This window comes from Paraburkholderia pallida, assembly GCF_004524855.1.
GTDB lineage: Bacteria > Pseudomonadota > Gammaproteobacteria > Burkholderiales > Burkholderiaceae > Paraburkholderia > Paraburkholderia oxyphila.
The window spans coordinates 278,803-304,002 of the sequence record NZ_CP038149.1 but is presented as its reverse complement, the minus strand read 5'-3'; the positions used below and the strand labels follow the sequence as shown (position 1 = coordinate 304,002).

20 protein-coding genes are annotated in these 25,200 nt (G+C 64.5%); 9 read left to right on the top strand and 11 right to left on the bottom strand.

The genetic code is table 11. From position 1 onward, the window contains the following. Positions 1-174 precede the first annotated feature (174 nt). The 3 genes from E1956_RS16695 to E1956_RS16685 form a co-directional block, all read right to left on the bottom strand. Positions 175-735, bottom strand: coding sequence for a hypothetical protein (locus E1956_RS16695; protein ID WP_134751127.1), 561 nt, complete (start codon positions 733-735; stop codon positions 175-177). A 272-nt stretch (positions 736-1,007) separates the two neighbouring features. Next, on the bottom strand, positions 1,008-1,373 hold the full coding sequence (locus E1956_RS16690) for a nuclear transport factor 2 family protein (RefSeq protein ID WP_134751125.1): 366 nt from the start codon (positions 1,371-1,373) through the stop codon (positions 1,008-1,010). Positions 1,374-1,454: 81 nt separating this feature from the next. Beyond that, on the bottom strand, positions 1,455-2,093 hold the full coding sequence (locus tag E1956_RS16685; RefSeq protein ID WP_134751123.1) for a glutathione S-transferase family protein: 639 nt from the start codon (positions 2,091-2,093) through the stop codon (positions 1,455-1,457). Positions 2,094-2,214: 121 nt separating this feature from the next. On the opposite strand from E1956_RS16685, the gene E1956_RS16680 reads away from it, so the two are divergent. The 4 genes from E1956_RS16680 to E1956_RS16665 all read left to right on the top strand — a co-directional run bounded on the left by E1956_RS16680 (position 2,215) and on the right by E1956_RS16665 (position 9,412). Next, positions 2,215-3,168, top strand: coding sequence for a LysR family transcriptional regulator (locus E1956_RS16680; RefSeq protein ID WP_134751121.1), 954 nt, complete (start codon positions 2,215-2,217; stop codon positions 3,166-3,168). 66 nt (positions 3,169-3,234) lie between these two features. Further along, complete coding sequence (locus E1956_RS16675; RefSeq protein ID WP_134751119.1) at positions 3,235-6,684, top strand: adenylate/guanylate cyclase domain-containing protein; 3,450 nt, start codon at positions 3,235-3,237, stop codon at positions 6,682-6,684. Positions 6,685-7,651: 967 nt separating this feature from the next. Beyond that, a complete protein-coding gene (locus E1956_RS16670) occupies positions 7,652-7,921 on the top strand; it encodes a DUF4148 domain-containing protein (protein WP_134751117.1) in 270 nt (89 codons plus the stop codon). A gap of 543 nt (positions 7,922-8,464) precedes the next feature. Next, positions 8,465-9,412: a 3-keto-5-aminohexanoate cleavage protein gene (locus E1956_RS16665; protein WP_134751115.1), complete on the top strand. Its 948-nt coding sequence runs from the start codon at positions 8,465-8,467 to the stop codon at positions 9,410-9,412. 55 nt (positions 9,413-9,467) lie between these two features. On the opposite strand, the gene E1956_RS16660 is transcribed toward E1956_RS16665, so the two are convergent. Then, positions 9,468-10,391: an AraC family transcriptional regulator gene (locus tag E1956_RS16660; RefSeq protein ID WP_134751113.1), complete on the bottom strand. Its 924-nt coding sequence runs from the start codon at positions 10,389-10,391 to the stop codon at positions 9,468-9,470. A 125-nt stretch (positions 10,392-10,516) separates the two neighbouring features. On the opposite strand from E1956_RS16660, the gene E1956_RS16655 reads away from it, so the two are divergent. From E1956_RS16655 to E1956_RS16645, 3 genes are all read left to right on the top strand, one after another. Beyond that, complete coding sequence (locus E1956_RS16655) at positions 10,517-11,668, top strand: zinc-binding dehydrogenase (RefSeq protein WP_134751111.1); 1,152 nt, start codon at positions 10,517-10,519, stop codon at positions 11,666-11,668. A 10-nt stretch (positions 11,669-11,678) separates the two neighbouring features. Then, on the top strand, positions 11,679-12,755 hold the full coding sequence (locus tag E1956_RS16650; RefSeq protein WP_134751109.1) for a zinc-binding dehydrogenase: 1,077 nt from the start codon (positions 11,679-11,681) through the stop codon (positions 12,753-12,755). Positions 12,756-13,001: 246 nt separating this feature from the next. Beyond that, positions 13,002-14,138, top strand: coding sequence for a LysR family transcriptional regulator (locus tag E1956_RS16645; RefSeq protein WP_134751107.1), 1,137 nt, complete (start codon positions 13,002-13,004; stop codon positions 14,136-14,138). A gap of 43 nt (positions 14,139-14,181) precedes the next feature. Here E1956_RS16645 and E1956_RS16640 read toward each other — a convergent pair whose 3' ends face one another. The 7 genes from E1956_RS16640 to E1956_RS16610 form a co-directional block, all read right to left on the bottom strand. Then, positions 14,182-16,506 carry a TonB-dependent receptor gene (locus tag E1956_RS16640; RefSeq protein ID WP_134751105.1) on the bottom strand — a complete coding sequence of 775 codons (2,325 nt, stop codon included), beginning with the start codon at positions 16,504-16,506 and terminating at the stop codon, positions 14,182-14,184. A 291-nt stretch (positions 16,507-16,797) separates the two neighbouring features. Then, a complete protein-coding gene (locus E1956_RS16635) occupies positions 16,798-17,946 on the bottom strand; it encodes an ABC transporter substrate-binding protein (protein ID WP_134751103.1) in 1,149 nt (382 codons plus the stop codon). A gap of 66 nt (positions 17,947-18,012) precedes the next feature. Continuing rightward, a complete protein-coding gene (locus E1956_RS16630; RefSeq protein ID WP_134751101.1) occupies positions 18,013-18,420 on the bottom strand; it encodes an ExbD/TolR family protein in 408 nt (135 codons plus the stop codon). Beyond that, positions 18,420-19,127 (bottom strand): MotA/TolQ/ExbB proton channel family protein, encoded by a 708-nt coding sequence (locus tag E1956_RS16625; RefSeq protein WP_134751099.1) that lies wholly within the window; start codon positions 19,125-19,127, stop codon positions 18,420-18,422. The genes E1956_RS16630 and E1956_RS16625 overlap by 1 nt, the downstream gene beginning before the upstream one ends. 55 nt (positions 19,128-19,182) lie before the next feature. Next, a complete protein-coding gene (locus E1956_RS16620; protein ID WP_134751097.1) occupies positions 19,183-20,007 on the bottom strand; it encodes an energy transducer TonB in 825 nt (274 codons plus the stop codon). A 36-nt stretch (positions 20,008-20,043) separates the two neighbouring features. Beyond that, positions 20,044-21,174, bottom strand: a complete 1,131-nt coding sequence (locus E1956_RS16615) for an ABC transporter substrate-binding protein (RefSeq protein WP_134751095.1) — start codon at positions 21,172-21,174, stop codon at positions 20,044-20,046. A gap of 54 nt (positions 21,175-21,228) precedes the next feature. Beyond that, on the bottom strand, positions 21,229-22,410 hold the full coding sequence (locus tag E1956_RS16610; RefSeq protein ID WP_134751093.1) for an LLM class flavin-dependent oxidoreductase: 1,182 nt from the start codon (positions 22,408-22,410) through the stop codon (positions 21,229-21,231). Positions 22,411-22,903: 493 nt separating this feature from the next. On the opposite strand from E1956_RS16610, the gene E1956_RS16605 reads away from it, so the two are divergent. Together E1956_RS16605 and E1956_RS16600 are read left to right on the top strand one after the other, a co-directional pair. Next, positions 22,904-23,980, top strand: coding sequence for an ABC transporter substrate-binding protein (locus E1956_RS16605; RefSeq protein WP_134751091.1), 1,077 nt, complete (start codon positions 22,904-22,906; stop codon positions 23,978-23,980). A 58-nt stretch (positions 23,981-24,038) separates the two neighbouring features. Beyond that, positions 24,039-25,190, top strand: coding sequence for a PhnD/SsuA/transferrin family substrate-binding protein (locus tag E1956_RS16600; RefSeq protein WP_134751089.1), 1,152 nt, complete (start codon positions 24,039-24,041; stop codon positions 25,188-25,190). Positions 25,191-25,200 lie beyond the last annotated feature (10 nt).

The window sequence follows — 25,200 nt, the reverse complement described above, 5'->3', positions numbered from 1 at the left end:
CGTCTTCAGCGCGACGGCATGACAGGTTTGCAACAGCCTTTCCGTATGCGGCTACGGCACCGTGTCCGGCCAACCGCTCCTGAACGTCCCGCAGGCGAAGACGGGGATGCACGCAGAAGAATCTTCACGCGAACGATTCAAGGCTCTCCGCTGCCGTCAGCGAGTCTCGCTTTATTAATGCGTCTCCATGTATCTTTTCATTCGATCTACGCGCGCCCGGATGCGCTTTTCCTTATACCCAACGGCGTCTTCCTTCATACCTAACCGCTTCATGAGTTTAATCACAAAGATTTGGCAATTGTAGCCATCTTCGACGTCGCCATTCCATTTTCCCTTATCCTTGGCTACATCGACCGCCGCCTTGAGCACTTCCCCCAAGCTCTTTTCCGGATCAAGCGTGTAATCATCTGCGTACGCATTGCCTGGCTTGATAGCCGAATAAAGTACTCGATAGTAGCTCTGCAGGAGATCGACCTTAACGGAGATATTGGCCGAAGTCGAGAAATAGGTTTCCCAATGCGAGTGTTCACCGTTCTCGTGGTCATAATCCAATGCCCTGACCACCGTCAATTTGCTCAGCATCGTGCCGAGGGTGAAACCTGCCGCATTGACTAATCCGGGTTGCACTACCGTATTATCCGCATCCTGATTGAGGGGAAATTCAGAACCCGCCGCTCCGCCCGCGTTTTTCAAATACATTTTCGGCGTACCCGTTGTGTACTTGGTCGTTCCCATGATTTCATTCTCCATGAATACGATTTCAGGCCGGCAAATAATCCACCACTCCGGCAACACAAGAGCGCTTGAATTAGCATGATTGATAACCATGCCAGGAATGTGCCGCGCAATCGACACGATTCTCAACACACACTACGCCGAAGTGCACGAGCACACAATGGTCTGATGTGACAGATAAAGCGGAATTTCCGCAATACCCGCCACATCATGCTTCACGCCTATGCATAGATGTTTTATTGCATCCTTACCCCTCAGGGATAATCCGAAAATCACGACGGCATGGAATCCAGGAAGACATAGAGCGCCGCAATCTTCCCGTCGCGAACGATGATCACATCGATGCCCGTATAGTGGGGAGCTTCGCCGCGCGGGCCCGATCCCCACGCGAGGCGGCCGGCATTGTGCAGCGCTTGTGCCTCACCAATCGGCGAGTAGGCGAAATGCGGATGCGTGGCTCGAAGCTCACCTGAGAACTTGTCGAGGGCATCGTGCCCGACGAATACACCCGGCGGCGCGTAGAGCACGCAGTCCTCGGTATAGAGCTCCTCGATTGCTGCGCGGCGACGCTTTGCGTCGCCTTCGCCGAATACCTCTTGCAGGTTGCGATAGAGCAGTTCGTCGATACGTTCGTTCATAACAGTTCTCCTTGCTGACCGGCTAGAGCGTGCGCCTGATCAGATTGCGTGAATGACTAGAAATTCGGACATTGCATGGCACTACTGAGCGAGTGCCAGCGTTTTTTCGATGCCGGTGATGACAGCGGGCCGCGCGGCCACTTCTTCAAGCCAGCGAGCGACAAATAGAAACTTGTCGAGGCTCGCGCCGATGGCCTGATGACGCCACACCCACCCGAAATGGGCGATATCCGCAATGCTGTACTCTTCGCCGGCAACGTACGGGTGGCGTTCGAGAATCTCATTGAGCACGCCCAGCGTCCGCTCGACTTCCGCAAGCGCCTGCGATTTGGCCTCGGGCTCGGGCGACGGCTGGAGCGCAACCCGGAACGCTTGCCCAAACGCGGGGCTCAAGCCAGACGCGTGAAAGAACAGCTGTTCAAAGACCCTGGCGCGCCGCTGGCCGTCCCGCGGCAGAAGTTGCCCGGTCTTTTCCGCGAGGTGGACGAGAATCGCGGCGGATTCGCTGACGACCAGATCGCCTTCGCCCGCAACGGACCTGTCGACGAGAACCGGTACTTTGCCATTGGGATTCATGGCCTTGAAGGCGGCGCGCTTCTGCTCGCCCTGGCGCAGGTTGACGGGTACGAGCCGATACGCGAGTCCCATCTCTTCCAGGGCGATGGGGACTTTGACGCTATTGGCCGTGGCGAACGCGTGAACTTCCAGCGGGGTGCTCATGAATCTTTCCTTTGTGGGGTTTGATCGCCTGATGCGGCGAGCAATGCGATGAGACAAATCTATGGCAGCGTGCTACTTTTCGAAATAGAAATGCCTGAAAACCATCGTTGCAAAATTGCCGATGTCCAAGCTGCCTGACTTTGAAGGGTTCGCGATGTTTGCGAAGGTCGCCGAAGAAGGCTCATTCGCCGCCGCTGCGGCGGCCATGGGCGTCTCCGTGGCCACGGTCTCGCGCGCCGTCACGCGGCTCGAGGAACGGCTCGGGGGCCGGCTGTTCAACCGCACTTCGCGGCGGCTCGCGCTCACGGACTATGGCCAGCGGCTGGCCGAGCGGGCCTCGAAGATCTACGCCGACGCCGAAGAGGCCGAGGATTTCGCGCGCGAGACGTCAAGCCGCCCGCGCGGGCTCGTCAAGCTCGCGGCGCCGCTGTCCTTCGGCGCGCGCTGGATTGCCCCGCTGCTGCCGGAGTTTTTCCGGATCTATCCGGATATCTCCGTCGAACTGCATCTCACGGATACTCATGCCGACCTGATTGGCGATGGGTTCGACGCCGCGCTGCGCATCGCCGTCATGGAAGATTCGTCACTGGCTGCACGCCTCATTGCGCCCGTGCGCCGGTTTGTCGTCGCGTCGCCCGCCTATTTGTCCCGTCATGGCCGCCCGCAGCATCCGCATGATCTCGGCGCGCATCCGTGCCTGACGTACGCCAACCGGGGCAAGCGGGATGTCTGGCGCTTTACGCACCCGAGCGGCGAGGTTTGCACGATCACGCCAACCGGCGCATTGCGGGCGACCAGCGTGGAGGCGTTGCTGCCCACGCTGCTAGCGGGACTGGCCGTCACTGAGCTTCCCGAGTTTGTGGCGACGCAGTATTTCGTGGATCAACAACTCGAAGCGCTTTTGACGGATTGGCGCTTGCCGGAAGGCGGTCTGTATTTCGTCACCCCCACTGCCCGCGCACGCCCTGCAAAGGTGAGCGCGCTGGCCGAGTTCTTCATCGCCAGGCTCACGCCGGCGCAATGGAGCGCCGAGGCGCAAATGGGCTGGAAGCCGCCAGGCCGTGGCAGCGGGTAATCCGCCTTGCTGCGCTGGTGGATTCGGCGTCTAATCAGTGACGTGCAGGCGAAAGCGAGGGGCGATATGCGCTGCGCAGACTGCGGTTTCGAAAATGCCGCCGGGGCTCACTTCTGCGAGCAATGCGGAATGCGGCTCGCGCGGCTGTGCTCGCGGTGCGGCCATGAGCTGAGCGCGAGTGCGCGCTTTTGCAATGCATGCGGTGCACCCGCCAACGGTGCGCCCTCTAGTGGCGCATCTCCTGGCGACGCCGCTCATGCATCCCCCGCCGCCCCCATTCAATACACGCCGCCCCATCTGGCCCAGCGCATTCTCGCCGAACAGGCCGCGATCGAAGCGCAGCAAGGCACGGCGGTCGAGCGCAAGACCATCACGGCCCTCTTTGCCGACATGGCCGGATCGACCGCATTGATCCACGAACGGGACCCCGAAGACGCCCATCGTCTGATCGCGCCGGTCATCGCGCTCATGATGGAGGCCGTCCATCATTACGAGGGCTTCGTCGCGAAATCGCTGGGCGACGGCATTCTCGCCCTCTTCGGCGCGCCGATCGCGCACGAGGATCACCCGCAGCGGGCGCTGTATGCGGCGCTGCGCATGCAGGAGACGATGCGCCGGCATGCCGACCGCATCCGTCTGCAGGAGGGCATTCCTCTGCAGATTCGCGTGGGCGTCCACACCGGCGAGGTGGTGGTGCGCTCGATCCGCAAGGACGACCTGCGCACCGACTACGACCCGGTCGGCCATACGATCCACATTGCCTCGCGCATGCAGACGATTGCCGCGCTCTCCTCCGTGCTCGTCAGCGAATCGACCTACCGGCTCACCACGGGCTATTTCGAGTTCAAGGCGCTGGGCGCCACCCAGATCAAGGGCATTCAGGAGCCGCTGGAAGTCTTCGAGCTGACCGGTCTTGGCGCATTGCGCACACGCCTGCAAGTGGCGGCACATCGCGGGCTGGCCCGCTTCGTGGGCCGCGAAACGGAACTGGAGCGCTTGCACGGCGCGCTCGCGCTGACGACGGCGGGGCACGGGCAAATCGTCGGCGTGGTGGGCGAAGCGGGAGTCGGGAAGTCGCGCCTGTTCCATGAGTTCAAGGAGCGCTCGCAGCGCGGCTGCCTGATACTCGAGACGTTCTCGGTCTCGCACGGCAAGGCGTTTCCGTATTTACCCCTCATCGAGCTGTTGAGGAACTACTTCCAGATCACGGCTCAGGACGACGAGCGGCGCTCCCGCGAGAAAGTCACCGGACGCGTCTTGACGCTCGAGCGCGGTCTCGAAGACCTGCTGCCCTATGTGCTGTATCTGCTGGGCGCCGGTGAGCCGGATTCGGCGGTCGCGACCATGGACGCCCGCATCCGGCGCGACCGGACCTTCGACGCGATCAAGCGACTGATCGAGCGCGAGAGCCTGAACCAGCCGGTTCAGTTGCTGTTCGAGGATCTGCAATGGCTGGATAGCGAGACCGAGGCATTCCTGGCATTCCTTATCGAACATGTGGCTAGCGAGCGGATCATCCTGCTGCTGAACTTCCGGCCCGACTATCGACCGGGCTGGAGCGACAAGGACAACTACCGCCAGATGCGGCTCGACGCACTCGGGCCGGCCGAAGCGCAAAGCCTGCTCAGCGCGCTGCTGGGCGATGACCCCGGCCTCATGCCGTTGAAGGAGCGCATCCTCGAAAAGACCGAGGGCAACCCCTTCTTCATGGAGGAAGTGGTTCAGACGCTCGTCGAGGAAGGCGCGCTGCTTGGCGCGCCCGGCCATTACCGCATTGCGAAGACGCCGGCCGAATTGCACATCCCCACCACGGTGCATGGCGTGCTGGCCTCCCGGATGGACCGGCTGCCCGTTGCCGAGAAGACGTTGCTGCAACATCTCGCGATTGTCGGCAAGGAGTTTCCGTGGAGTTTGATCCGGCAGGTGGTCGAGCAAACGGAAGACGAGTTGCGCCACCTGCTCTCGCGTCTGCAAATAGCGGAATTCATCTACGAGCGGCCGGCCTTCCCGGAAATCGAATACACCTTCAAGCATGCGCTGACGCAGGAGGTCGCCGCCAGCTCGCTCCTCTCCGAACAACGCAGTCTGTTGCACGAGCGCACGGCGCAGGCCATCGAAGCGCTCTATGCCGGCCGGCTCAACGAGTATTGCAGCGAGCTGGCGCACCACTACAGTCTCAGCAGCAATGCGCAGAAAGCCGTGGAATACCTGCACCGCGCGGGCCAGCAGGCCGTCGAGCGTTCGGCCGGCCTCGATGCGATGCGGCACTTCCAGACCGCGCTCGCGCTGCTCGAACGCTTGCCCGACACACCCGGCCGCGCGCGCCAGGAACTGGCGCTGCGGCTCTCTATCGGTCCCGCGCTGATGGCGGCCCGGGGTTACGCCGCGCCGGAAGTCGAAGCCACCTATACGCGCGCGATGGTGCTATGCGAACAGATTGGCGATTGCTCGCAACTCTTTCCCGCACGATTCGGCCTGCGCACTTACTATTCGTTGCGCGCCGATTACGCCACGGCACAGGAGCTCGGTGAACGGTTGTTGCGGGTCGCGTCCAACGCGCACGATCCGGATTTTCTGGTCGAAGCGCATAGTGCGTTGGGATCGAGCTCGTTCTTCCAGGGCGATTTCGTTACCGCACGCGAGCACCAGGAAAAGATGCGCGCGCTGTACGTGCAGGAGCGACATCAGGCTCATGCCTATGTCTATGGCATGGATCCCGGTGTGCGCACCTTGAGCATTGCTTCGTGGACCCAGTGGTATCTGGGCTTTCCCGATCAGGCCAGCGAGCGAAGCCGGCAGGCCCTCACGCTCGCCCGCAAGATTGCCCAGCCGTTCGGTCTCGCGTTCGCGCTGGTCTCCGCGGCGATGCTGCATCTGATCCGGCAGGAACCCCGGCTGGCACAGGAATTCACCGAGGCGGCCATCACGCTATCGGAGGAACAGGGGTTTCCGTACTACCTGGCCTGGGCGGCGATCCTGCACGGTTCGTCGCTCGCCGAGCAGGGCAACCTGGATGGCGGCATCGAACAGATGAAGCAAGGGCTCGCGGCGTACCTGGCGACGGGTGCGAAGCTTTCGCATTCCTATTTTCTGGGGCTGCTTGCCATGGCGTGCGGGCGCTATGGGCGTGTGCGCGAGGGGCTCGATACGCTGGCCGACGCGCTGGCCATTGTGGAGCAAACAGGAGAGCATTTCCACGAGGCGGAACTTTATCGGATCAGGGGAGAACTCCTTCTTGAGCGCGCGGGCGATCGAACGTGCGATGGGCAGGAGGCGTTACAGGCCGAAGGCTGTTTTCAGAAAGCGCTCGCCATTGCGGCTGGGCAGCGGGCGATGTCGCTGCAGTTGCGAGCCGGGTTGAGTTTGGCGCGGCTGTGGCGCGCGAACGGCAAGACCGGAGAAGCCGGTCAGATGTTGAGCCGCATGTATGAGGCATTCTCCGAAGGCGTGGATACGGCGGACTTGCTGCAAGCAAAAGCGTTGCTGGGCGATATGGCGACCGAGAGAAGCGCCTGATGGCAGGCGGATCATAATGTGTGAGTTATTTTTTATTCTGGATTCCAGATTAATTTTCTGATTAATCAACTCGCCTCAATATCGCTATCCACGTTGTCTTTCAATAACTCCCTTTGTGGGTTTTAAGGCGTTGGCCTTAACTTGTTTTCGCGGCGGGCCGCAGGCGTTGCCCCTGTGCGGGGCGGCACCTACTTTTCTTTGCCGCGGCAAAGAAAAGTAGGCAAAAGAAAGCCGCTCACACCGCCAGTGTGACGCTGTCCACCACTGCCCTGTATTTCGGAGCGGCTCCGGAGCGTCTGTCACCACGCGACGTCACCCAGAGTGACTAAGGGCTCATCCATCCGGCGGCGCTCCGCGCGCCGTGGGGCATAACAAAAACCATTGGGATATACACGTATTCGTGGAACTCCCGCGTATTTATATGGAAGCACTCTCGCATATCAGTAGGAATCCATTATATTTGACCGGAACCAATCCTGCGCAATCGCTAATTTGCGCGGCAGAACTGCGCGCATTCGCTGGGCAGCACGCTCGGTTTCCCTTGCAAACCCTTCCGCCCGCGCGTAGCGCGTGGCGGGAAGAATGAGTCCTTTGTCACTAACGCGGTGTGTGCGAGGCGACGGATGCCCCGGAGCCACTCCGATTTACAGGGCAGTGGTGGACGGCGTCACACTAGCGGTTTAAGCCGCTTTCTTTTGCCTACTTTTCTTTGCGGCTGCAAAGAAAAGTAGGTGCCGCCCCGCACAGGGGCAACGCCTGCGGCCCGCCGCGAATACAAGTTAAGGCCAACGCATTAAAACCCGTGGCGCGCCACGCGCCACCCGACTCACTATTGTTGCCCACACAGCAACGCTGCGTTGGCGCATTACGGGGTTACCCCAGGTCGAACTCCCTACTAGACTCCGCTCAAAGCCGCACGACCACGCTGTCGTTGCACGAATCGTTCAAGTTTGAATCGGAGAGAATCATGAAGAAGTCCTTTGTCCCGGCGCTCGCGCTTGCCGTCCTCATCGCCGCGCCGCTCGCCTCGCAGGCACAATCGGCACAGCCCGTGACCCACGCCCAGCGCTACGCCGAACTGGCAAAACTGGAAGCCGCAGGCTATAACCCGCGCGACTCGGTCCACTATCCGGAAAACTTCGAGGCTGCGCGAGCAAAGGTCGCGGCTGAAGACGCCGCGCAACAGAGCGCCGACGCAAGCGCCAACGGCACGATCAAGACCGCCGCCCGCCAGTAGCACGCCCCGGGACTCTGATCCCGCTTTCAAGGCGACCTCCCCCTCGCCAACCACGCGCCATACAAGGCCGCCGCCCCGCGCGGCGCACCACGCCACCCTCCCCGCCCACGCGGCCGGCCGCTAGTCCCCTCCCCTGGCGTCGCCCGGCCGCCCAGTCAGATTCTGCGCAATCTGATTGATGTGGCCCCCTCCAGAAACGCCCCTCTCTTCGTGACTTCTCCGCCGCAACAGCGCGGAATTCCTCTCCCCCCATTCCGCACTAGCCGATCAGCGCAGCGCCATGCCAGGACATACCCTCACCCCCTTGACTTAATTCATTCTACAACACATCATTCGATCTCAATCGATCTTTCGCGGAATCATTCCCGATCGATGCGATTGCGAGAGCGATGCCGATCTCATCCGTTTCGTCGGTTGACCAGAAGTCTCTTGCGAAGGGCAAACGCGTCGCGTAACGGCGGCGCCCAGGCAGACCTGCCCGGTCTGATTGCCGCCGGTTCGGAACGTTGCGAACTTTTTTTACCACTTGTATCGAGGATCATCATGGTCGAAAAACTTTCACTCTGGGAAGCCGCCAAACGCGAAATGGAGGAGTACCAGTTCATCGCCGGCGCCGAGCTGCAACCCAAATGGGATGTGTCGGAAAAGATCGCCATCAACGCCGCCGTATCAGGCCGCTTCGAGAGCACCACCTCGCTCGCCGAGTACGTAGACGCGGCGTCGAGCGTCATCGAAGCCGGCGCCTGCGGCGTGCACATCGACTTCTCGTTCATGACCGACGAGAAGGGCCGCCGCCTCGATCGCGACATCCCCCCCACCGAGGCCTACGCCGCGGTGCTCGAGCCGCTGCGCGCGCGCTTTGGCAACGACTTCGTGCCGAATCTGAACGTCCTCAACGGCTCGTCCTTCGACGAATGCGTGAGCCCCGCGCGCGCGGGCCAGTGCGAAGTGGCCCCGTGCGCGCCGGGCCATCCGGACGCGTTCATGGTGCCCGCCATCACCGAGCTCGAGGCCGCCGGCGTCAAGCCCGAACTGGCCGTCCACAGCTCCGGCGAGATCGAGCTCGCCAAGCGCAAGCTCATCGATACCGGCATCCTCAAGAAGCCCTATAACTGGCTGATTCTCTACGGCCTGCCGTTCAACGTCGGCCGCACGCTGGTATCCGGCACGTGGGTCAGCAACGCCCAGGACATGACGAAACACCTGTTCCTGATGGTCGACCAGATCCGCCAGATCGATCCGACTTCGGTCATCAGCGTCTGTGCAGCCGGCCGCGCGACGCTCTACATGACGACGCTCGCCACGATGATGGGCCTGCATATCCGCATCGGCACCGAAGACACGCCGTGGAAGTATCCGAACAGCGACGAGCGCCTCAAGGACAATCTGGAGATGTTCACCATGGCGTGCGACATCGCCGCCCTGCACGGACGCAAGCCGGCCTCGGCCAATGACTACCGGGCGCTGGTTGGCAAGCCGCCGCGCAATTGAACGGTCCGCGCGGCCAACGCCGCGCGGAAGATGTGCGAGCAGCTCGCGACGCCCTTCAGCGACGCTGCTCCATCCGATAGCGGCCCGGGCTGATGCCCGTCGCGCGCTTGAATGCAATGCTGAATGCGGTGTCCGACAGGTACCCAACGCGTTCGGCAATCGACACTAGTGGTTCTTCGGAGTCCTTAAGCGCTGTCATTGCAATCGCCATCCGCCATCGATGCAGGTAAGCGAGCGGCGCGCTGCCCACCATGGTGCGGAACCGCGACGCAAATGCCGTGCGTGACATCCCTACGCCTGAGGCCAGCGACTCAATCGTCCAGCGTTGTTCAGGCGAGCCGTGCATCATCGAGAGCGCCGACCCGACCCTGGCGTCCGATAACGCCCTGAGCCAGCCCCCCGCATGCTCGCCGCCGGCCATATAGGCGCGCAACGCCTGTACGAGCACCAGCGTCGCGAGACTCGTCTTCACCACGTCCGAGCCCGGCGCCGGATCTCCGGCTTCCAGCTTCAGCAGCGCAAGCACATGGGACAGCGCATGCGCCGCCACATCGGCTGCGCGCAAATGAATGAGCGGCGGCAAATTCCCCAGCAGCGTGCTCGTCACGTCGTTTTCGAAAATGAAGCGCCCGCTCGCTAGACTGACGGGCGCGACTCTCCCGGGCCCACGAAATCGCACGACGCCGTCCGCGCCGCGAATCGACCGGTAAGTTTCGGGGCCGTCGCGCGGCGTGCGCCCCGGCACGCTCGCTGAGCAGAACGGTTGTCCGTTCGTCAGCAGATAGACGTCCCCCTCTTCGATCGGGCGGTAGTCCGCCTCATCCGCCATCCGTAGATAAAGCCGCCCGCGCAGCACGGTGCCGAACTTCATGTGCTGATAGGCGGGAAACCGGAAGGCCCATGCCCCCTCGCCCTCGAAGCGGGACGAGAGGCCGCTGCGCACCTTCAGCAAGGCGAGGACTTCGGATAAGGCGTCCATAAATGTACGATCGATAAGAAATTCCGGCCAATTGATTATAGGAAGTTCCAGTTCCGTGCGCGAAGATCATACCGCTGCCGCTGCATCCGCGCACGCGGCCGATTTTTATCAAACGGAAGCCCGCCATGTCGACGCCCGCAGGTCTTGCCAGCAGGAATTTCGTTCTCCCCGATCATTTTCGCCAATGGGTGGTCAAAGGCGGTCTCGCCAGCGGCGCCTTGCGCGAGCAGAACTTCGAGCAGCGCATCGTGCCCATGCCGCAATTGGAAGATGGCGAAGCACTCGTGCGCGTCATGCTCATCAACGTTCACGCCGCAACGCGCATGCGCATCGCTCGCGGACTCATTGCGCAAGGCGCCACCGACCCGAATAACTATGCGTGCGCGCGAGTCGTGCGGTCGCGAGATCCGGCGTTCGCGGTCGGCGATGTCATCGCGTGCCAGGCGGGCTGGCAGGAATACCAGATCGTGCGCAGCGGCGATCTGCCCGTTGGATTCAGCGAGCCCGACGAACTGGTGAAAGCGCTGAACGGCACGCGCTCTCCCTGGACCTATGTATTTCGTCCGGCGCTGGTGCGCATGTGGCCACCGCCAGTGCTCATGGAAATCTTCGGCACTTCGGGCATGACGGCGTGGTTCGGCATGCGCCAGTATGCTCCGTTGATGCCGCGTGACGCGGTAGCCGTAGCGGCTGCGACCGGCGCCGTCGGGTCGATCGTCGCCCAGCTCGCGAAGGCCGCTGGATGCCGGGTGGTCGGCTTCGCTGGCGGAGCCGAAAGGTGTCGATGGGCGCTGGAGCATCTGGGTATCGATGCGTGCCTCGACTACAGCGCCGATGACTTCGACGACGCGTTGCTGAGCGCCTTTCCTGAAGGTATCGACGTGTTCTCGGATGGCGTGGGCGGTAGCTTGACCGAGCGCGTGGTGGCGCGCATGAACCGCCACGCGCGGCTCTTTTCGTATGGATCCGCTGCCGCTTCGTATTCCGAAGCAGTCGACAACGCGCCAGCGCAAAAGCCGACGTTGCGCGAAGTGTTCGGCATCAACGCAACCGTCGAAGACATGCTACTCGAGCGTCACATCCATTCCGGCGCATGGACGGTCGACAGTTTCTATCACGACCGGCTTCGCGCCGAAGACGAACTTTCGCGCTTGATGCGCATGGGTCTGATTCGATCGCACAGCCGCGCGGTGCGAGGATTCGAGCGCTTGCCCGGGGCGATCGCCGACCAGTACCGCCAGCGCGGAACCGGAAAACTGCAGATTGCATTCGAATGAGGGGCGCACCATGAAAGCATGGCAACTCACTCGCCTCGGCGGCGAGCTGAAACTCGTAGACCTGCCGACGCCCGAGCCGCGGCCTGGCAGCGTCGTCGTCAGAATGCAGACGTCGGCTGTCATGTCGTATATGCGCCAGTACGTCGCCGGCGAGTTGCCGGTCTACCACGCGCCGGATCGACCATTCATTCCTGGCGGCAACGGTGTTGGAATCGTCCACTCGGTCGGCAAGGACGTGTGGCACATGAAGCCTGGCCAGCGCGTCGTAATTTCATCGCACTTCGTTTCCAGCGAAAACGTTAGCAATCCTGCACAGATACTGATCGGCGTCACCGCTTCGGGCGCAGCCGGTCACGCGATGCAATCCGACTGGCCGGACGGCACGCTGGCCGAATACGCGCTGCTGCCAGCCTCGACATTGACCCCTGCCGATGCAGACGCCGATTTCGATGCCACGCAACTGGCGCTTTTCGCGCGCTTCGTCGTGCCTTTCGGCGGCCTGTTGCGCGGGCGGCTTGCGGCAGGCGAAACGGTCGCCGTATCCGGCGCGACGGGCGCATACGGCAGCGCGGCCGCATTGCTGGCCGTTGCGCTCGGAGCGAGCCGGGTCGTCGCGATCGGGCGCAACGCGAAGGCGCTGCACGCGCTTGCCGGATACGGTCGCGGCCGGATCGTGCCGGTCGCGGTCACGGGCGACGCTGCACAGGACGCGGAGACGATTCGCGACGCAGCACGGGGGCCCGTCGATCTCGCCTTCGATATGGTCGGCAACGCGCGAGATCCGAACATGACACTTGCAGCGCTGCGCAGCCTCGCGCGCGAAGGACGGCTCGTGCTGATGGGCAGCATGGCCGTGGATCTGCCGCTTCCGTACACCGAAGTCATGCTCAACGGCTGGGAAATCATGGGCCAGTTCATGTATCCGCGCGATGCTTTCCGGCGCTTGCTTGCGGTGGCTGGCACGGGTGCGCTGGAATTCGGCGCGCTGCGCCCGATGGTCTTCGGCATGACCGAGCTTCATGCAGCGATCGAATGCGCAGCCAACGCCTCGGGACTCGAGTGCGTGGTGGTCGATCATGAGCGGTAAGGTTCGTGCAAAACTCGCCACCGCTGTTATCCCGCCATTCATTTTTCAAATATCTGCCAACCAAATATTTAATTTCCCGTTGCCGCGCCGCCCCTCCATACTGACTGGCAAATATTGGGCATAACATCCACAGGCCCGAGCATAGCGCTGCGTGCACACGCGGCTGGTTCGCATGGAAGGAGACACCGGCGTGCAACTGGAGTCCACATACCGCACGAGCATCGCGTCGCAAGGAGGCGCATCGACGTGCGGGACGCATTGAAACCGGACGCCTCACCCGCGGACGCGTCCGATGGGTTCGACACGGCGCACGCGCTCGAGGTGCTCGAGGCCCGGCTGATGCGCATCCTGCTCGTGCTGCTGACCGAGCGTACCGTGTCGCGCGCGGCCGTGCGCATGAACATGTCGCAGCCGGCGACCAGCACCGCACTGAAACGCCTGCGCACGCTGCTCGGCGATCCGCTGCTCGTGCGCAGCCGCTACGGGATGGTGCCGACCGAATTCGGCGCGCGGCTCATCGAGCCGCTGCGCAACGCGCTGCGCGTGATCGACTTCATCCGCATCCAGCAGCCGAGGTTCGATGCACGCACGTCAGTGCGCACCTACCGGATTGGCTGCCCCGACTACCTGAACGTGCTATTCGTGCCAAAGCTCGTCGCGCTGTTCCGCGCACAGGCGCCGAATGCGCAGCTCGTGTTCCATCCGCTCGGCGATGGCTTCGACGATGAGCGCGCGCTCGCCGACGGCGAACTCGACATCGTGATCGACAACCGCACCGCCCGTCTCTCGCGGTTCCGGCAAGACGACCTGTTCGACGACCGCGTCGTGTGCCTGATGCGCGCCACGCATCCCATCGCCAGACGTGGCACGATCACAGCCACCGATTTCGCGCAGGCGCCGCAACTCTGCCCAACCCCCTCGTGGCTCGAAGCGTCCGGCGCGATCGACCGGCAGCTCGAACGCGTCGGCTTGCAGCGGCGCATCGTCGTCACGCTGCCGCACTTCGAACTCGCCGCGCACGCGCTCGTGCGCTCCGACCTGATCCTGACCACCACCTGCCGGCTCGCGCGGCACTACGCGAAGCTGTTGCCGCTTGCCGTTGTCGCGCTGCCCGCGCAGCCGCCCGACATCGTGTACCGGATGACGTGGAACGAATCGGGCGAGTGCGCCGAGGGCGTGCGCTGGCTGAGCGGTCTGATCGCCGAGGCGACGCGTTGCTGGCTCGATGCCGAGGTCCCGCAAGCGGCGCCCGCGACGGCCAGGGCCGCGCCGGAACCTATACGTGCGCTGCCCCGCCAGCGCACGACGCGCTGCAGTGCGTCACACCGCCCGCTGGTCGCGCGCGTCGCGCGTCGCCACCGTATCGCGTCGAAGCCGCACTGACATGAACCGGCGCAGGCGGCAACGGCAACGGCAGCAGCAACGCCTAGATCTTCGCAGTAAACGTCACGCCCACCACGCGCGGATCGCCGTACAGAATCGGGTAGGCGCCATACGACGGCAGAAGCCCGAGTTTCTTGTAGACCTTGTTAGTGAGGTTGGTGGCATAGCCGGTCAAAATGTACTTCTGATTCGGTGACGTCCACGACACGTGCGCGTTCAGGATCGTATATCCCCCTTGCCAAAGCTGCGGATAGGTCTGCCGCGTGGCGCTGAAGAACTGCAAGCTCTGATAGTTCACATCGCCACCGAGCGCGAGCGTGCCAAACTCCACGGGTAGCCGGTACTCGCCACCCGCATTGATCGTCGTGTGCGGCGAACGGGCGAACGAATTGCCCACGGCGGCCGGCACATAGGCGAATTCGGTGTAGCGGGTATTCAGGAGACCAAGGTTCGCGAACAGATACAGGCTGTTGATCGGCTGCGCCTTCAGTTCCAGCTCAAAACCGTCGGCACGCCCCTGTCCTGCGTTCGACAAGGTCGAGACCGGCGGCCCGCCCTGCGGATTGGGCGCCAGCGCAAACACCTGAATGTCGCGATAGTCGTAATGAAACACGCTGACGTTCGCAATCAGCCGCTTGTCGAACCATTCGCTCTTGATGCCGGCCTCGTAGTCGGTCAGGTATTCCGGCTGCACGGTCGATACCGTGCTCTGCGTGTATGCGCTGCCGTTGTAGCCGCCCGAGCGGAAACCGCGTGCGTAACGGAAGTACGCGCGCACATTGCTCGCGAGCGCGTATTCGGGCGTCAGATCCCAGGTCGGCGCACGCCATGTGTTGGTTTCGTTCTGCCGCGCGCTAACGGCGAGTGGCGAAGTCACCGAACCAGGCGCCCACCAGCTGCCCGTGTCGCTCCAGCTCACCGGGCCGACGTTCTCGAGGCCCGTGAGATTGATGTTCTTGCGCTCGATGGTGTAACGCAGGCCCGCCGTCAGGTTGAAGCGATCGGTGAAGCGATATTTCACGCTGCCGAATGCTGCGGCGCTCTGCGTGTGCTGCGTGATGTCGGCGAGATGATAGTACGTCGACGAAGGCCCGCCCGGCGCATCGGGCAAGCCGCCGCCCGCGCTTTGCTCGCTGAGCTCCTCGGTGAAGAAGTGCGCGCCGGCAATCCAGCTCAAGCGGTCGTTCTGCGGCGACTCGATACGGAACTCCTGCGAGAACTGATGCGAGGCCAGCGTGTCGTGAGAGCGCGCGGCGTCGTAGGGCGAGTAATCTTCGTCGTCCTGATACCAGCGGTTCAGGCCTTCGAGCGCCGTGATCGACGTGAGCGTCAGCGCGCTGTTGATATGCCAGTGGGCCGTCAACGAGCCGCCATAGGTCGTGATATGGTCGCTCGACGGCGCGTTCAGCGAGACCGTGTACGGGTCGCTCGACCCCACGAAGCCGAACGCATTGGCGCCGCCCGGGCCAGCGCCCTGCGCGTGCCACGGGTCGCCGCCGCCCGTGTAGTTGCGCGCGTGAACGTTGAGCAGGAAGTCGCTGTTCGAGGTGGGCACCGCGAGCAGCTGAAAACGCACGGCGTTGTCGTGGAAGCCGCCGAAGCGGCCGTTGGCATCGGTATTGGTGAAGTAGCTGTCGCCGTTCTCGTGGTACACCGACACGCGCGCGGCCAGCACGTCGTTATTGCCGATGGGGCCGCCCACCGCGGCCTCCACCAGCTTCGTGTCGTACTGGCTGAAGCCGACCTTGCCATAGCCGCTGAAATCGAAGGTCGGCTTTTGCGAGGTGATGCTCACCGCGCCGCCGATCGTATTCTTGCCCCACAGCGTGCCCTGCGGGCCGCGCAATACTTCGATATGGTCGAGATCGAAGAGCGGGAAGCCCTGCCCGAAGACGCTGTTGATATACACGTCGTCGAAGTAGACGCCGATCGGGCTCAGCGACAGATCGGACGGATCGTTGCTGCCCACGCCGCGCAGGAACCAGCGCGGGCGCTCGCGCCCTTCGGTCGAGGCACCGTTGAAGTTCGGCACATATTTCGTGATGTCGTTCACGACGCGCAATTCGTTCTGCTTGATGCTGTCACCGCTGATCGAGGTGACCGCCACCGGCACGTCCTGAATGCTTTCCTTGCGCCGGCGCGCGGTCACGGTGACCGTGCCCAGTTGCGTCTCGGCGGGCCTGGCCTGTTTTGCCTGCTTCGTCGTCCCGGCTTGCTTGCTGCGCGACACGTCCGCCTTTTCCGTCGTGCTGGCTGCGTCGGGTGCGGCTTGCTGTGTGGCGCCGTCGGCCGCCCAGGCAGGCGATGCCGCCATCGCGCCACCCAGCAATCCGCCGAGTGCAACCACCAGTGTTTTTCTCTTGAACATTGATTGCATTGTCCTGATCTGTTTTTATTCGCCTGCATGACCCCGCGTCATGCGCACGCTCTGTTCAATGCAAAAGGAATGCCAGCGCGAGCAGGGGCGAAAACGCCTTGTTTCAAGGCATATCGCGTTGCGCATCCGCGTGTGCTGCTGCGCAGGCAGCGCTCTTATGGTGTGGGCCTGTTGCGCACGCAACACCTGCTGCGGATGTTTCGCATTGGCGCGCAATGACCCAAAGAAAAAGCGCGCCTCGCGGGCGCGCTCATCGAAGCGACACGGCATGAATCTCGGCTCTTAACTGCTCGATGCCCCACGTGTGCGCGAGCGCTCGACCCGTTCCAGCGCTCGCGGGTCGATCCATTCATGCAGATCGAAGTCGGCGGGCAGCACGTGCTGGGCCAGCAGAAATTGCTTGAAGCCGTCGAGCGCGGCAATCGACGCTTCGTCGAGTCCCGTGCGCAGCCGCAGATGCACGTCAGCGCCATAGGCGCGGCGCAGCCATTCGTCGGACGAACCCGTTTCACGGCCCAGATAGGCGAGCACCTTGTCTGGATGCGCGCGCGCCCAGTTGTCGACGTCGATCACCCTGGCAAGGAAGCGCCCCACCACCTCCGGCGCCGCTTCCAGCGTCGCGGCGTTGACTGTGAGGGGCCGGGGCGAGCCGTTGTTGACGCGCACGCGCGGCTCGGGATGAAAGCCGATGTCGATCACCACGCGCGCCCCGATCAACCAGGCGGTTTCGAGCCCGAGCGAGCCCTTCACGTATATCGCGTCGACTTCGCCGCGCAGGAGCGCCGTGGCCTCGGCCGCGTAAAGCCGCCGGCTGGCGACGCTCGACGGGTTGCTGAAATGTGCCTCGTGCGCATCGCTGTGCGCGGTTGGGTGCGCCTCCTCGCGTACTTCCTCGCGCGCCGCTTCGTGCACAACTTCGCCCGCCGCTTCACGCACATCGCGCAGCCCCGAAGCCGCCACGTCGATCCACTCCACCTCGCGCGCCCCGATGCCTTCGAGCTCGAGCACGCTCGTGAAGCCGCGCAATGCGGCCGCGCGAAAGATGTCGATGCGCTGCCCCGCACGCGCGGGCAGCCCCAGCCGCCGCCCGCGCAAGTCTCTCGCCGTGCGGATGCCCGAATCCGGCAACGTGACGATCGCCTGCGCCTCGTCCACCCAGGTCAGCCCGATGACACGCGTTTGCGCGCCCGCCGCGCGCGCCCACAGCGCCGGAATGCTGCCGCCCTGGCGAAACGAGTTCGCCAGCGTGTGATCGATATGCGAGGCCGTGAGCGCGGTGTCGCGCGTTTCCTGCAGCGACCGCACGGTGATCCGGTCGCGCGCGAATTCCTCGTCGAACCAGCCCAGATGCGCGGCAATGCCTAGCGGCGTGGGCACCGGACAGCGGGTGAACCAGATCGACTGGACCGTCGATTCAGCGACTTCGCTCATGCGTTGTATCCCTCGCTCGTGATCACACTATGGTAAGCATCACTAAAGTTATCCCGAAGCATCGCCTCATCCATTATTCGCGGTCAGCACCGAAAGGCGGGTGATGCCCGCGTGCTCGATGGCGGCCATCAGCTTCGCCACGCTGCCATAGGGCACGCCCTCATCGGCCTGCAGGTTGAGCGCCACGTCGGGCCGTTGCGCCTTGAGCGCGGCTAGCTCCGCGGGAATACGCGCGAGATCGGTGGCGCGCTTGTCGATCCAGATCGCGCCCCTGGCGTCCACGCTCACGGTCACGGGCGCGCGCGTATCGGCGGCAGCAGTCGCCACCGTCTTCGGCAAGTTCACGTGAACCGCGTTGTTGAGCAGCGGCGCGGTCACGATAAAGGCCACCAGCAGGACCAGCATGACGTCGACGAGCGGCGTGATGTTGATCTCGCTGAGCACGTCGTCGTTATCGGCAGAGGAGAAGGCCATTATGCGAACGCCTCCGCCGTGGTTTGGCGCACCGGTTGCGGCGCGCGCGCGGCGCCGTGCACGCGAAAGCCCGCGCGCTGCGCGAGTGTGACGAAGTCGGTGGCGAACGCGTCGAGGTCGCCCAGCGTCGCCTTCACACGGCGCACGAAGAAGTTGTAGGCCAGCACGGCGGGCACGGCCACCGCAATGCCGATGCCGGTCGCCACCAGCGCTTCGCCGATCGGGCCCGCCACCACGTCGATGCTCGCCGAGGCGCTGCGCGTGATTGCGGTGAGCGCATGGATGATGCCGAACACCGTGCCGAACAGCCCCACGAACGGCGCCGTGCTGCCAATCGAGGCGAGCACCGCAAGGCCCGCTTCGAGACTGCGGCGCTCGTTCTGGATCTGCTGGCGCAGGTGCCGTTCGAGCAGATCGTGGCGGCTCCAGCTATGTTCGAGGTCCTGCGCGCCGCTCTCGTCGGCACGGCGCAGCGCGTCGAAGCCCGCTTGCGCGAGGCGTCCCGCCGGGCTCGAGGCGCCTTCCACCTGGGCCGCCGCCTGGAAGGTGCTCGCGGCCCAGAACGCCTTCGCCCAGCTGCGATTGCGCGCGCTCGCGCGCCAGGCCTGAAACGCCTTTGCGACGATGAGCGTCCACGTCAGCACGGAAAAGAGTCCGAGCAGCCACAGCGTGCCCTGGACGATGAAAGTGGTTGGAATGGCATTCATGATCTGGAATTCCTGTCGATGCGGTACGCGCACAACGCGCACCCGGTTAAATGAGCTACCCCAGCTTGAAATCGATCGGCACGTTGACCCAGCCGTCCACCGCGTCCTCGCCGCGCTTCGCGGGCACGAAGGCCCAACGGCGCACGGCGGCGACCGCCGCGTCGTCCAGCAGACGATGTCCGCTCGACGTCTTCAGTTGCACGACGTCGGGCGTACCGCTCGCCAGCACGTGCACGCGCAGGATCACGTGGCCTTCCCAGCCCTGGTCTTGCGCAAACGCCGGATAGTCGGGCGCGGGATTGTGCAGATAGGCGGCGTCGCCGATCGGCTCGGTTTCGCGCGGCGGCGCGGCTGGCGCAACGGGCGGCTGCGCTGCTGCGGGAGTTGGTGGCTGCGAAACTGCCGGCTGCGCCTGTGCGGCCACGGCAGATTCGAGCGGCTGCGCCGCATGAAGCGCCGGCTTCGGAGGCGCTGCGCGTGTCGGATGTACCGCGTGCGGCGGCACGGCGGCCGGCCGCGGCGCCGGTGCCGCTTGTGGCGTGTGCGGCGGCTCGGGCGCTTGCGCGAGCGGCTGCGGTGGACGTGTCAGCTCAACCGTCATCGGCAAGGGCTTGGGCGGTTGCACGAGCGGCGTCTGCTGCCCGCTCGCGTGCAGCCACCATGCAACCCCCGCATGCACGGCCAGCACGAGGCACGCGAGCCCGGCCAAACGAAGCCCATGCTGTCCATCGAACGAAGACCGCGACACCTGAGCGGCCACGCGAACGTGACTGCCTTGCGCAGACGCCACCGCACGCGCCTCAGTGCTGCGCCCTCCCACGCGCGACGCCGCGTGCCGGCGCATACGCACCATCGGCGAATCGATGCTTGCGATCGTCATGATGTGACTCCTCGTGCGCGGCGGCGGCGCATGACCTCAGCGCCCCCGCGCATGACGGCCACCGTGCACCTGTTGCAACGGCTCGGTGTCGATCCACGCGCGCGCGTCGAAGTCGTGTTCGAGGAAGCCCCATTCGAACAGGAAGTCCTTGAACGCGACCAGCCCGTCGATGGACGTCTGCGCGAGGTTCGTCTCCAGATGCCGGTTCACCTCGGCGCCATAGGCGTAGCGCACCCATTCCTCGGAGGCCCGCGTTTCGCGCCCGATATAGGCCACCGTCGGGCCTGGGTTGCGTGTCGCCCACTCTCCCGCGTTCACCACCACGCCAAGGAAGCGCTGCACGAGATCGGGCCGCGCGTCGAGCAGCGCCTGATCGACGGTCAGCGTGCGCGGGGTACCGTTGCCGATGCGCACGAGCGGGTCGGGATGCGAGCCGAGATCGACTACGACGTGCGCGTCGATCAGATGCACCGTCGCGAGCCCGGCCACGCCCTTGACGAACACGGCGTCCACCTCGCCGCGCAACAACGCCGCGACTTCGAGCGCATATTCGTGCGGACCGAGCTCGGCCAGCGTGGTCGCCTGCCCCTCGCGCCGCCCGCGCGGCAGGTGCGCGCCACGGCGCCCGGCAGGCTCGGGCAAATCGATCCACTCGGCGTCGGCATAACCGAGCCCGTCGAATTCGAGCGCGCTGAGGAAACCCTTGAGCGCGGCGGCGCGCCAGAAGTCGATGCTGATGTCGTGACGCGGCAGTCCCAGCCGACGCCCGCGCAACTCGGCCGGCCGGGCGATGCCGCTGTCGCGCCGCGTGATGATCGCCTGAAACTCGTTGGTCCACGACAGGCCGATCACGCGCGTGCGTGCGCCGCGCGAGCGGGCCCAAAGCGCCGGGATATTGCCGCCCTGGCGAAACGAATGCGGCAGGCTGTGATCGAAATGCGATTCGCGCTTGTCCGCCGCATCGATCTCCTGCAGCGAGCCGAGCGTGATGCCCTCGGCGCCGAATTCGTCGTCGAACCAGCCGCGATGGACCGCGATCCCCAGCGCCGTAGGCACGGGGCAGCGCGTGTACCAGAGCTTCTGAAGCGCATCGGGCGCATGGGGTGCACGGAGCGCACTGGCCGCCTGCGGTCCGCCATCCGGTTTGTCGATCAGCGTGGCTGTCATTTCGTTATCCTCTTCATGTTGAAAGTGCCGGCGATGATGCATCGCCGCGCAGCATCAGGCGCCGGCCACGCGCAGCGCAGCGCGCGTGCGGCTCGCATCCTGCGCGGCGGCCACGAGCGGCAAGACTTCCTCGCCCACGCGATACGCCTCTTCCAGATGCGGGTTGCTCGCGAGAATGAAGGTCGACACGCCGATATCCACGTATTCGGCGAGCCGCTGCGCCACCTGCTCGTGGCTGCCGACGATCACGCAGCCGGGACCGCCGCGAATCTGCGACATGCCGGCCCACAGATTCGGCCCGACGATCAGGTCGTCGAAGTGCTGGGTGTTGCCCTGATGCAGCGCGAACTGGCGCTTGCCGCCCACCGATTCGGAATCGCCGAAGCCGCTTGTCGGGCGCGAGTGGCCCAGGCGCGTCGCGTCGTTGACCGTCGCGAACATCTGGCGCAGTTCGGCCCACGCCTGCTCTTCGGTCTCGCGCGCGAGAACGTCGATACGCATGCCAAAGCGCAGATCGCGTTCGGCGTTCTGGGCGTCGAGCGCCTGGCGGGCCTTGTCGATCACTTCCTTTTGCTTCGCGAGCGGCTCGCCCCAGCTCAGGTGCACGTCGCCGTGGCGCGCCGCGACGCCGAGCGCGGCATCGCTCGCGCCTGCGAGATAGATGCGCGGCACCGGCTGGTTCGCGAGCGGCGGCAGCAGGCCGCCGTCCTCGACGCGATAGAAGCGCCCGTCGAAGTTGAACTGGCCGCCCGCCGAGTAGCCCTTCACGACTTGCAGGAACTCCTCCGTGCGCGCATAGCGGCTATCGTGGTCGATGAAGTCGCCATAGGCGCGCTGGTCCGCGCCACCGCCGCCCGTCACGACATTCCATTCCACGCGCCCGCGGCTGATGCGCTGCAGGCTCGCCGCCATTTGCGCGGCGTACGCGGGATGCACGAAATGCGGCTGCAGCGCGATCAGCAGGCGCAGATTGCGCGTCTCGCGCGCGAGTGCCGCCGCCACCACCCACGGCTCCTCCGTGAAGCGGAAGATGGGAATCAGCGCGCCATGAAAACCGACGATGTCCGCTGCGCGCGCAACCTGCGAGAGATAGTCGATATACCCGAAGTCGTCCGAATCGATTTTCGGCGCGACGCGCGCGCCGCGTTGACGGTTCCACTCGCCGCGCGTGTGCAGGTCGTGGGCGCGGCGTCCATCGCCGTGCATCGGCAGACGCCAGAGAAATTCGACAGCCATTGCTTGGTTCTCCTTGTGAATGGCCAACGCCTGCGCCCCGCTATCGAGCGCGGCGCGGGCAGGCAGTGTGGCGCTATCAAGCACGGGTCGTGCCAGCAGCACACGCGGCAGGCAATTCGAACGCACGAAGGTCCGCAAGGCGGCCACGCGGCCGGGCTGAAGTGCAATCCATGCGGCTCACGCGACACGACGCGTCCATTGCCGCGCAAAGCAAAGCCCGTTGCTTGAGTGTTGCCTCAGCAACAACGACCGCGCGCACTGCTGCTCATGCAGCACCCGGCGCTGCCTCTCACGCAACACGCCCGCGCCATTCGCACGCCGAGTTCACGTGACGCACGAGCCGCCACAACGCAGCGCGAGCGCTGATTTAAAGCGCTCGACGCGGCGGCGCGCGAAGCTGGTCTGGAACTTGCGTTGCCCTCCCGCAGGCCGGCGCGGGCCGGGAGGCATCTCGCGCGGGCCGCTTGAGCGAACTTCGAAATGGAAACCACACATGACAAGCAAGTCCGATTCGTCATCGGCACACACGCAGCCACTCTGGTATGTACGATCGCCGGTGCCGACGCCGCTCGGCATCGCCGTTCATCTGGGCTGGCTCAACGGCGAGCTCTCGGCCGACGGCGTGGCGATCCGCTCGCTGCGCGACTCGACGCGTCACGACCGGTCATCGATCAGCGATCACACGCTCGCGCAGTCGTTTCGCCAGGGCGGCAGCATCCCCGCGATGTGGGCGCGCTCGAACGGCGCGAACACGCGGCTGATCGGGCTTTCGTGGGTTGATGAGAGCCAGCTCATCCTCGCGCTGCCCGCTTCCGGCATACACAGCGTCGCGGCGCTGCGCGGTAGACGCCTGGCCATTCCGCGCCGCCGCGCCGACCGCATCGACATCTTTCGCGCCTCGGCGCTGCGCGGCTTCGTCAACGCGCTGAGCCTCGAAGGCCTGAGCACGCGCGATGTCGATCTCGTCGACGTGGAGGCGCGCACGCTGCAGTCGGTCGACGCGCAGCGCGAGCCGGGCCAGTTCGCCTCGCCGGACGGCTTCTCGAGCCGCTCGCTCTATGCCGCCGAAGCCGCAGCGCTGCTGCGTGGCCAGGTCGATGCGATCTACGTGAAAGGCTCGACCGGGCTCGAGATTGCGCAGGTAATCGGCGCGCAGGTGGTGATCGACATCGGCTTTCATCCTGAGCGCCGCATCCGCAACAACAACGGCACGCCGCGCCCGCTCACCGTCAACGCCGACGTGCTGGCGCAGCACCCCGACATCGTCGAGGGCTTTCTCAAACTGGTCGTCGATGCGGGCGAATGGGCGAAGAGCCATCCTGACGAAACGGTCGACTACGTGACGCAGGAAACGGCCTCGTCGCTCGAATGGGTGCGCACGGCATATGGACCGGTCCTGCATCAGCATCTGGGCGTGAACCTGGAAGCCGAATCGATCGCCGCGCTCGCCGAGTTCAAGGACTTTCTCTACGAATGGGGCTTTCTGGAAGCCGATTTCGACGTCGCGGACTGGATCGATCCCCGACCGCTAGGCGCGGTGCTCGCGCCCGCGCTACGCAAGCACGCCTGAAAACAGGCGCCGTTGGCCACGCCAATCCACACTATCCGCAAGCCGCAGCATGACGAACATGACACTCACCCTGGCCTCATCCCTGCACGCCGCCGCGCGGCGACTGACACTCGCGCTCGTTGGCGCTGCCGGCATCGCGCTCGCGGCGGCCGCACCGGTTGGCGCGCTCGCGCAGAACGCGCCGCCGAACGCATCGCCAAACGCGTCTCCAGGCGCGCCACAGGTCGTGCGCATTGCGGTCGTCGCCTGGTCTAGTGGCGGCAAGACGCAATACGCGGGCGCCTCTGCGCTCATCGACGCCGACAAGTCGCTGGAGAAGGCGCTTGCCGCACGCAACATCAAGCTCCAATGGGTGCCGGTTTCGACGGCGGCGGTGGGCACGCTCGTGAACGAGGGCTTTGCGAGCGGCGCGATCGATTTCGCCGGCTACGGCGACCTGCCCGCCGTGGTGGCGAACGCCGCCGGCACGCACACGAAGCTGATCGTGCCTGGCGGCGTGGGCAGCAACACTTACCTCGTGGTGCCGGAGAATTCGAGCGCGAAGTCGATACTCGATCTCAAGGGCAAGCGCATTGCGCTGAACCGCGGGCGTCCGTGGGAAGTCTCGTTCAACAAGCTGCTGGCCGCCAACGGACTCAAGCTCTCGGACTTCCGCATCTTCAATCTCGATCCGCAGGCGGGCTCGGCTGCGGTCGCGGCCGGGCGCGTGGACGGCTTCTTCACGCTCGACGATGCGTATTCGCTCGAGGACAAGCATGTCGGCAAAATCATCTGGTCGACCAAATCCGCGCCTGACGACTGGAAGATGCGCGCGGAACTTTGGGGCGACGCGAGGTTCGTCGCCGCGCATCCGGACATCACGCAGATCGTGGCGACGGCTTACGTGCGCGCAGCGTACTGGATCTCGCAGCCGCAAAACCGCGATGCGTTCCTGAAGATCCTGAGCGCATCGGGGCAACCTGAAAGCGTGGTGAGGCGCGAATACGATGGCGAGCGTCTCGCGTGGAAGGACCAGTGGGCGCCGGTCTTCACGCCTGCTTTGAACGCGCATTATCGGGACGTGGCGGCCTACAGTGCGCAGGCGCGCCTTGCTTCCGCGCCGGTGGCGGTCGATAGTTTGCTTGCGCCGCAATTTGTTGCCAGTGCGCTCAAATCGCTGGATCTCGTGCATTACTGGGGCGACGGCGCGGCGAGCGTCGCAGCGCGGTGATGGAGGGCGG

Bases quoted from the DNA above. Each gene is read 5' to 3' on its own strand.
- E1956_RS16695 (WP_134751127.1), bottom strand. From the start codon at position 735: ATGGGAACGACCAAGTACACAACGGGTACGCCGAAAATGTATTTGAAA.
- E1956_RS16690 (WP_134751125.1), bottom strand. From the start codon at position 1,373: ATGAACGAACGTATCGACGAACTGCTCTATCGCAACCTGCAAGAGGTA.
- E1956_RS16685 (WP_134751123.1), bottom strand. From the start codon at position 2,093: ATGAGCACCCCGCTGGAAGTTCACGCGTTCGCCACGGCCAATAGCGTC.
- E1956_RS16680 (WP_134751121.1), top strand. From the start codon at position 2,215: ATGTCCAAGCTGCCTGACTTTGAAGGGTTCGCGATGTTTGCGAAGGTC.
- E1956_RS16675 (WP_134751119.1), top strand. From the start codon at position 3,235: ATGCGCTGCGCAGACTGCGGTTTCGAAAATGCCGCCGGGGCTCACTTC.
- E1956_RS16670 (WP_134751117.1), top strand. From the start codon at position 7,652: ATGAAGAAGTCCTTTGTCCCGGCGCTCGCGCTTGCCGTCCTCATCGCC.
- E1956_RS16665 (WP_134751115.1), top strand. From the start codon at position 8,465: ATGGTCGAAAAACTTTCACTCTGGGAAGCCGCCAAACGCGAAATGGAG.
- E1956_RS16660 (WP_134751113.1), bottom strand. From the start codon at position 10,391: ATGGACGCCTTATCCGAAGTCCTCGCCTTGCTGAAGGTGCGCAGCGGC.
- E1956_RS16655 (WP_134751111.1), top strand. From the start codon at position 10,517: ATGTCGACGCCCGCAGGTCTTGCCAGCAGGAATTTCGTTCTCCCCGAT.
- E1956_RS16650 (WP_134751109.1), top strand. From the start codon at position 11,679: ATGAAAGCATGGCAACTCACTCGCCTCGGCGGCGAGCTGAAACTCGTA.
- E1956_RS16640 (WP_134751105.1), bottom strand. From the start codon at position 16,506: ATGTTCAAGAGAAAAACACTGGTGGTTGCACTCGGCGGATTGCTGGGT.
- E1956_RS16635 (WP_134751103.1), bottom strand. From the start codon at position 17,946: ATGAGCGAAGTCGCTGAATCGACGGTCCAGTCGATCTGGTTCACCCGC.
- E1956_RS16630 (WP_134751101.1), bottom strand. From the start codon at position 18,420: ATGGCCTTCTCCTCTGCCGATAACGACGACGTGCTCAGCGAGATCAAC.
- E1956_RS16625 (WP_134751099.1), bottom strand. From the start codon at position 19,127: ATGAATGCCATTCCAACCACTTTCATCGTCCAGGGCACGCTGTGGCTG.
- E1956_RS16620 (WP_134751097.1), bottom strand. From the start codon at position 20,007: ATGACGATCGCAAGCATCGATTCGCCGATGGTGCGTATGCGCCGGCAC.
- E1956_RS16615 (WP_134751095.1), bottom strand. From the start codon at position 21,174: ATGACAGCCACGCTGATCGACAAACCGGATGGCGGACCGCAGGCGGCC.
- E1956_RS16610 (WP_134751093.1), bottom strand. From the start codon at position 22,410: ATGGCTGTCGAATTTCTCTGGCGTCTGCCGATGCACGGCGATGGACGC.
- E1956_RS16605 (WP_134751091.1), top strand. From the start codon at position 22,904: ATGACAAGCAAGTCCGATTCGTCATCGGCACACACGCAGCCACTCTGG.
- E1956_RS16600 (WP_134751089.1), top strand. From the start codon at position 24,039: ATGACACTCACCCTGGCCTCATCCCTGCACGCCGCCGCGCGGCGACTG.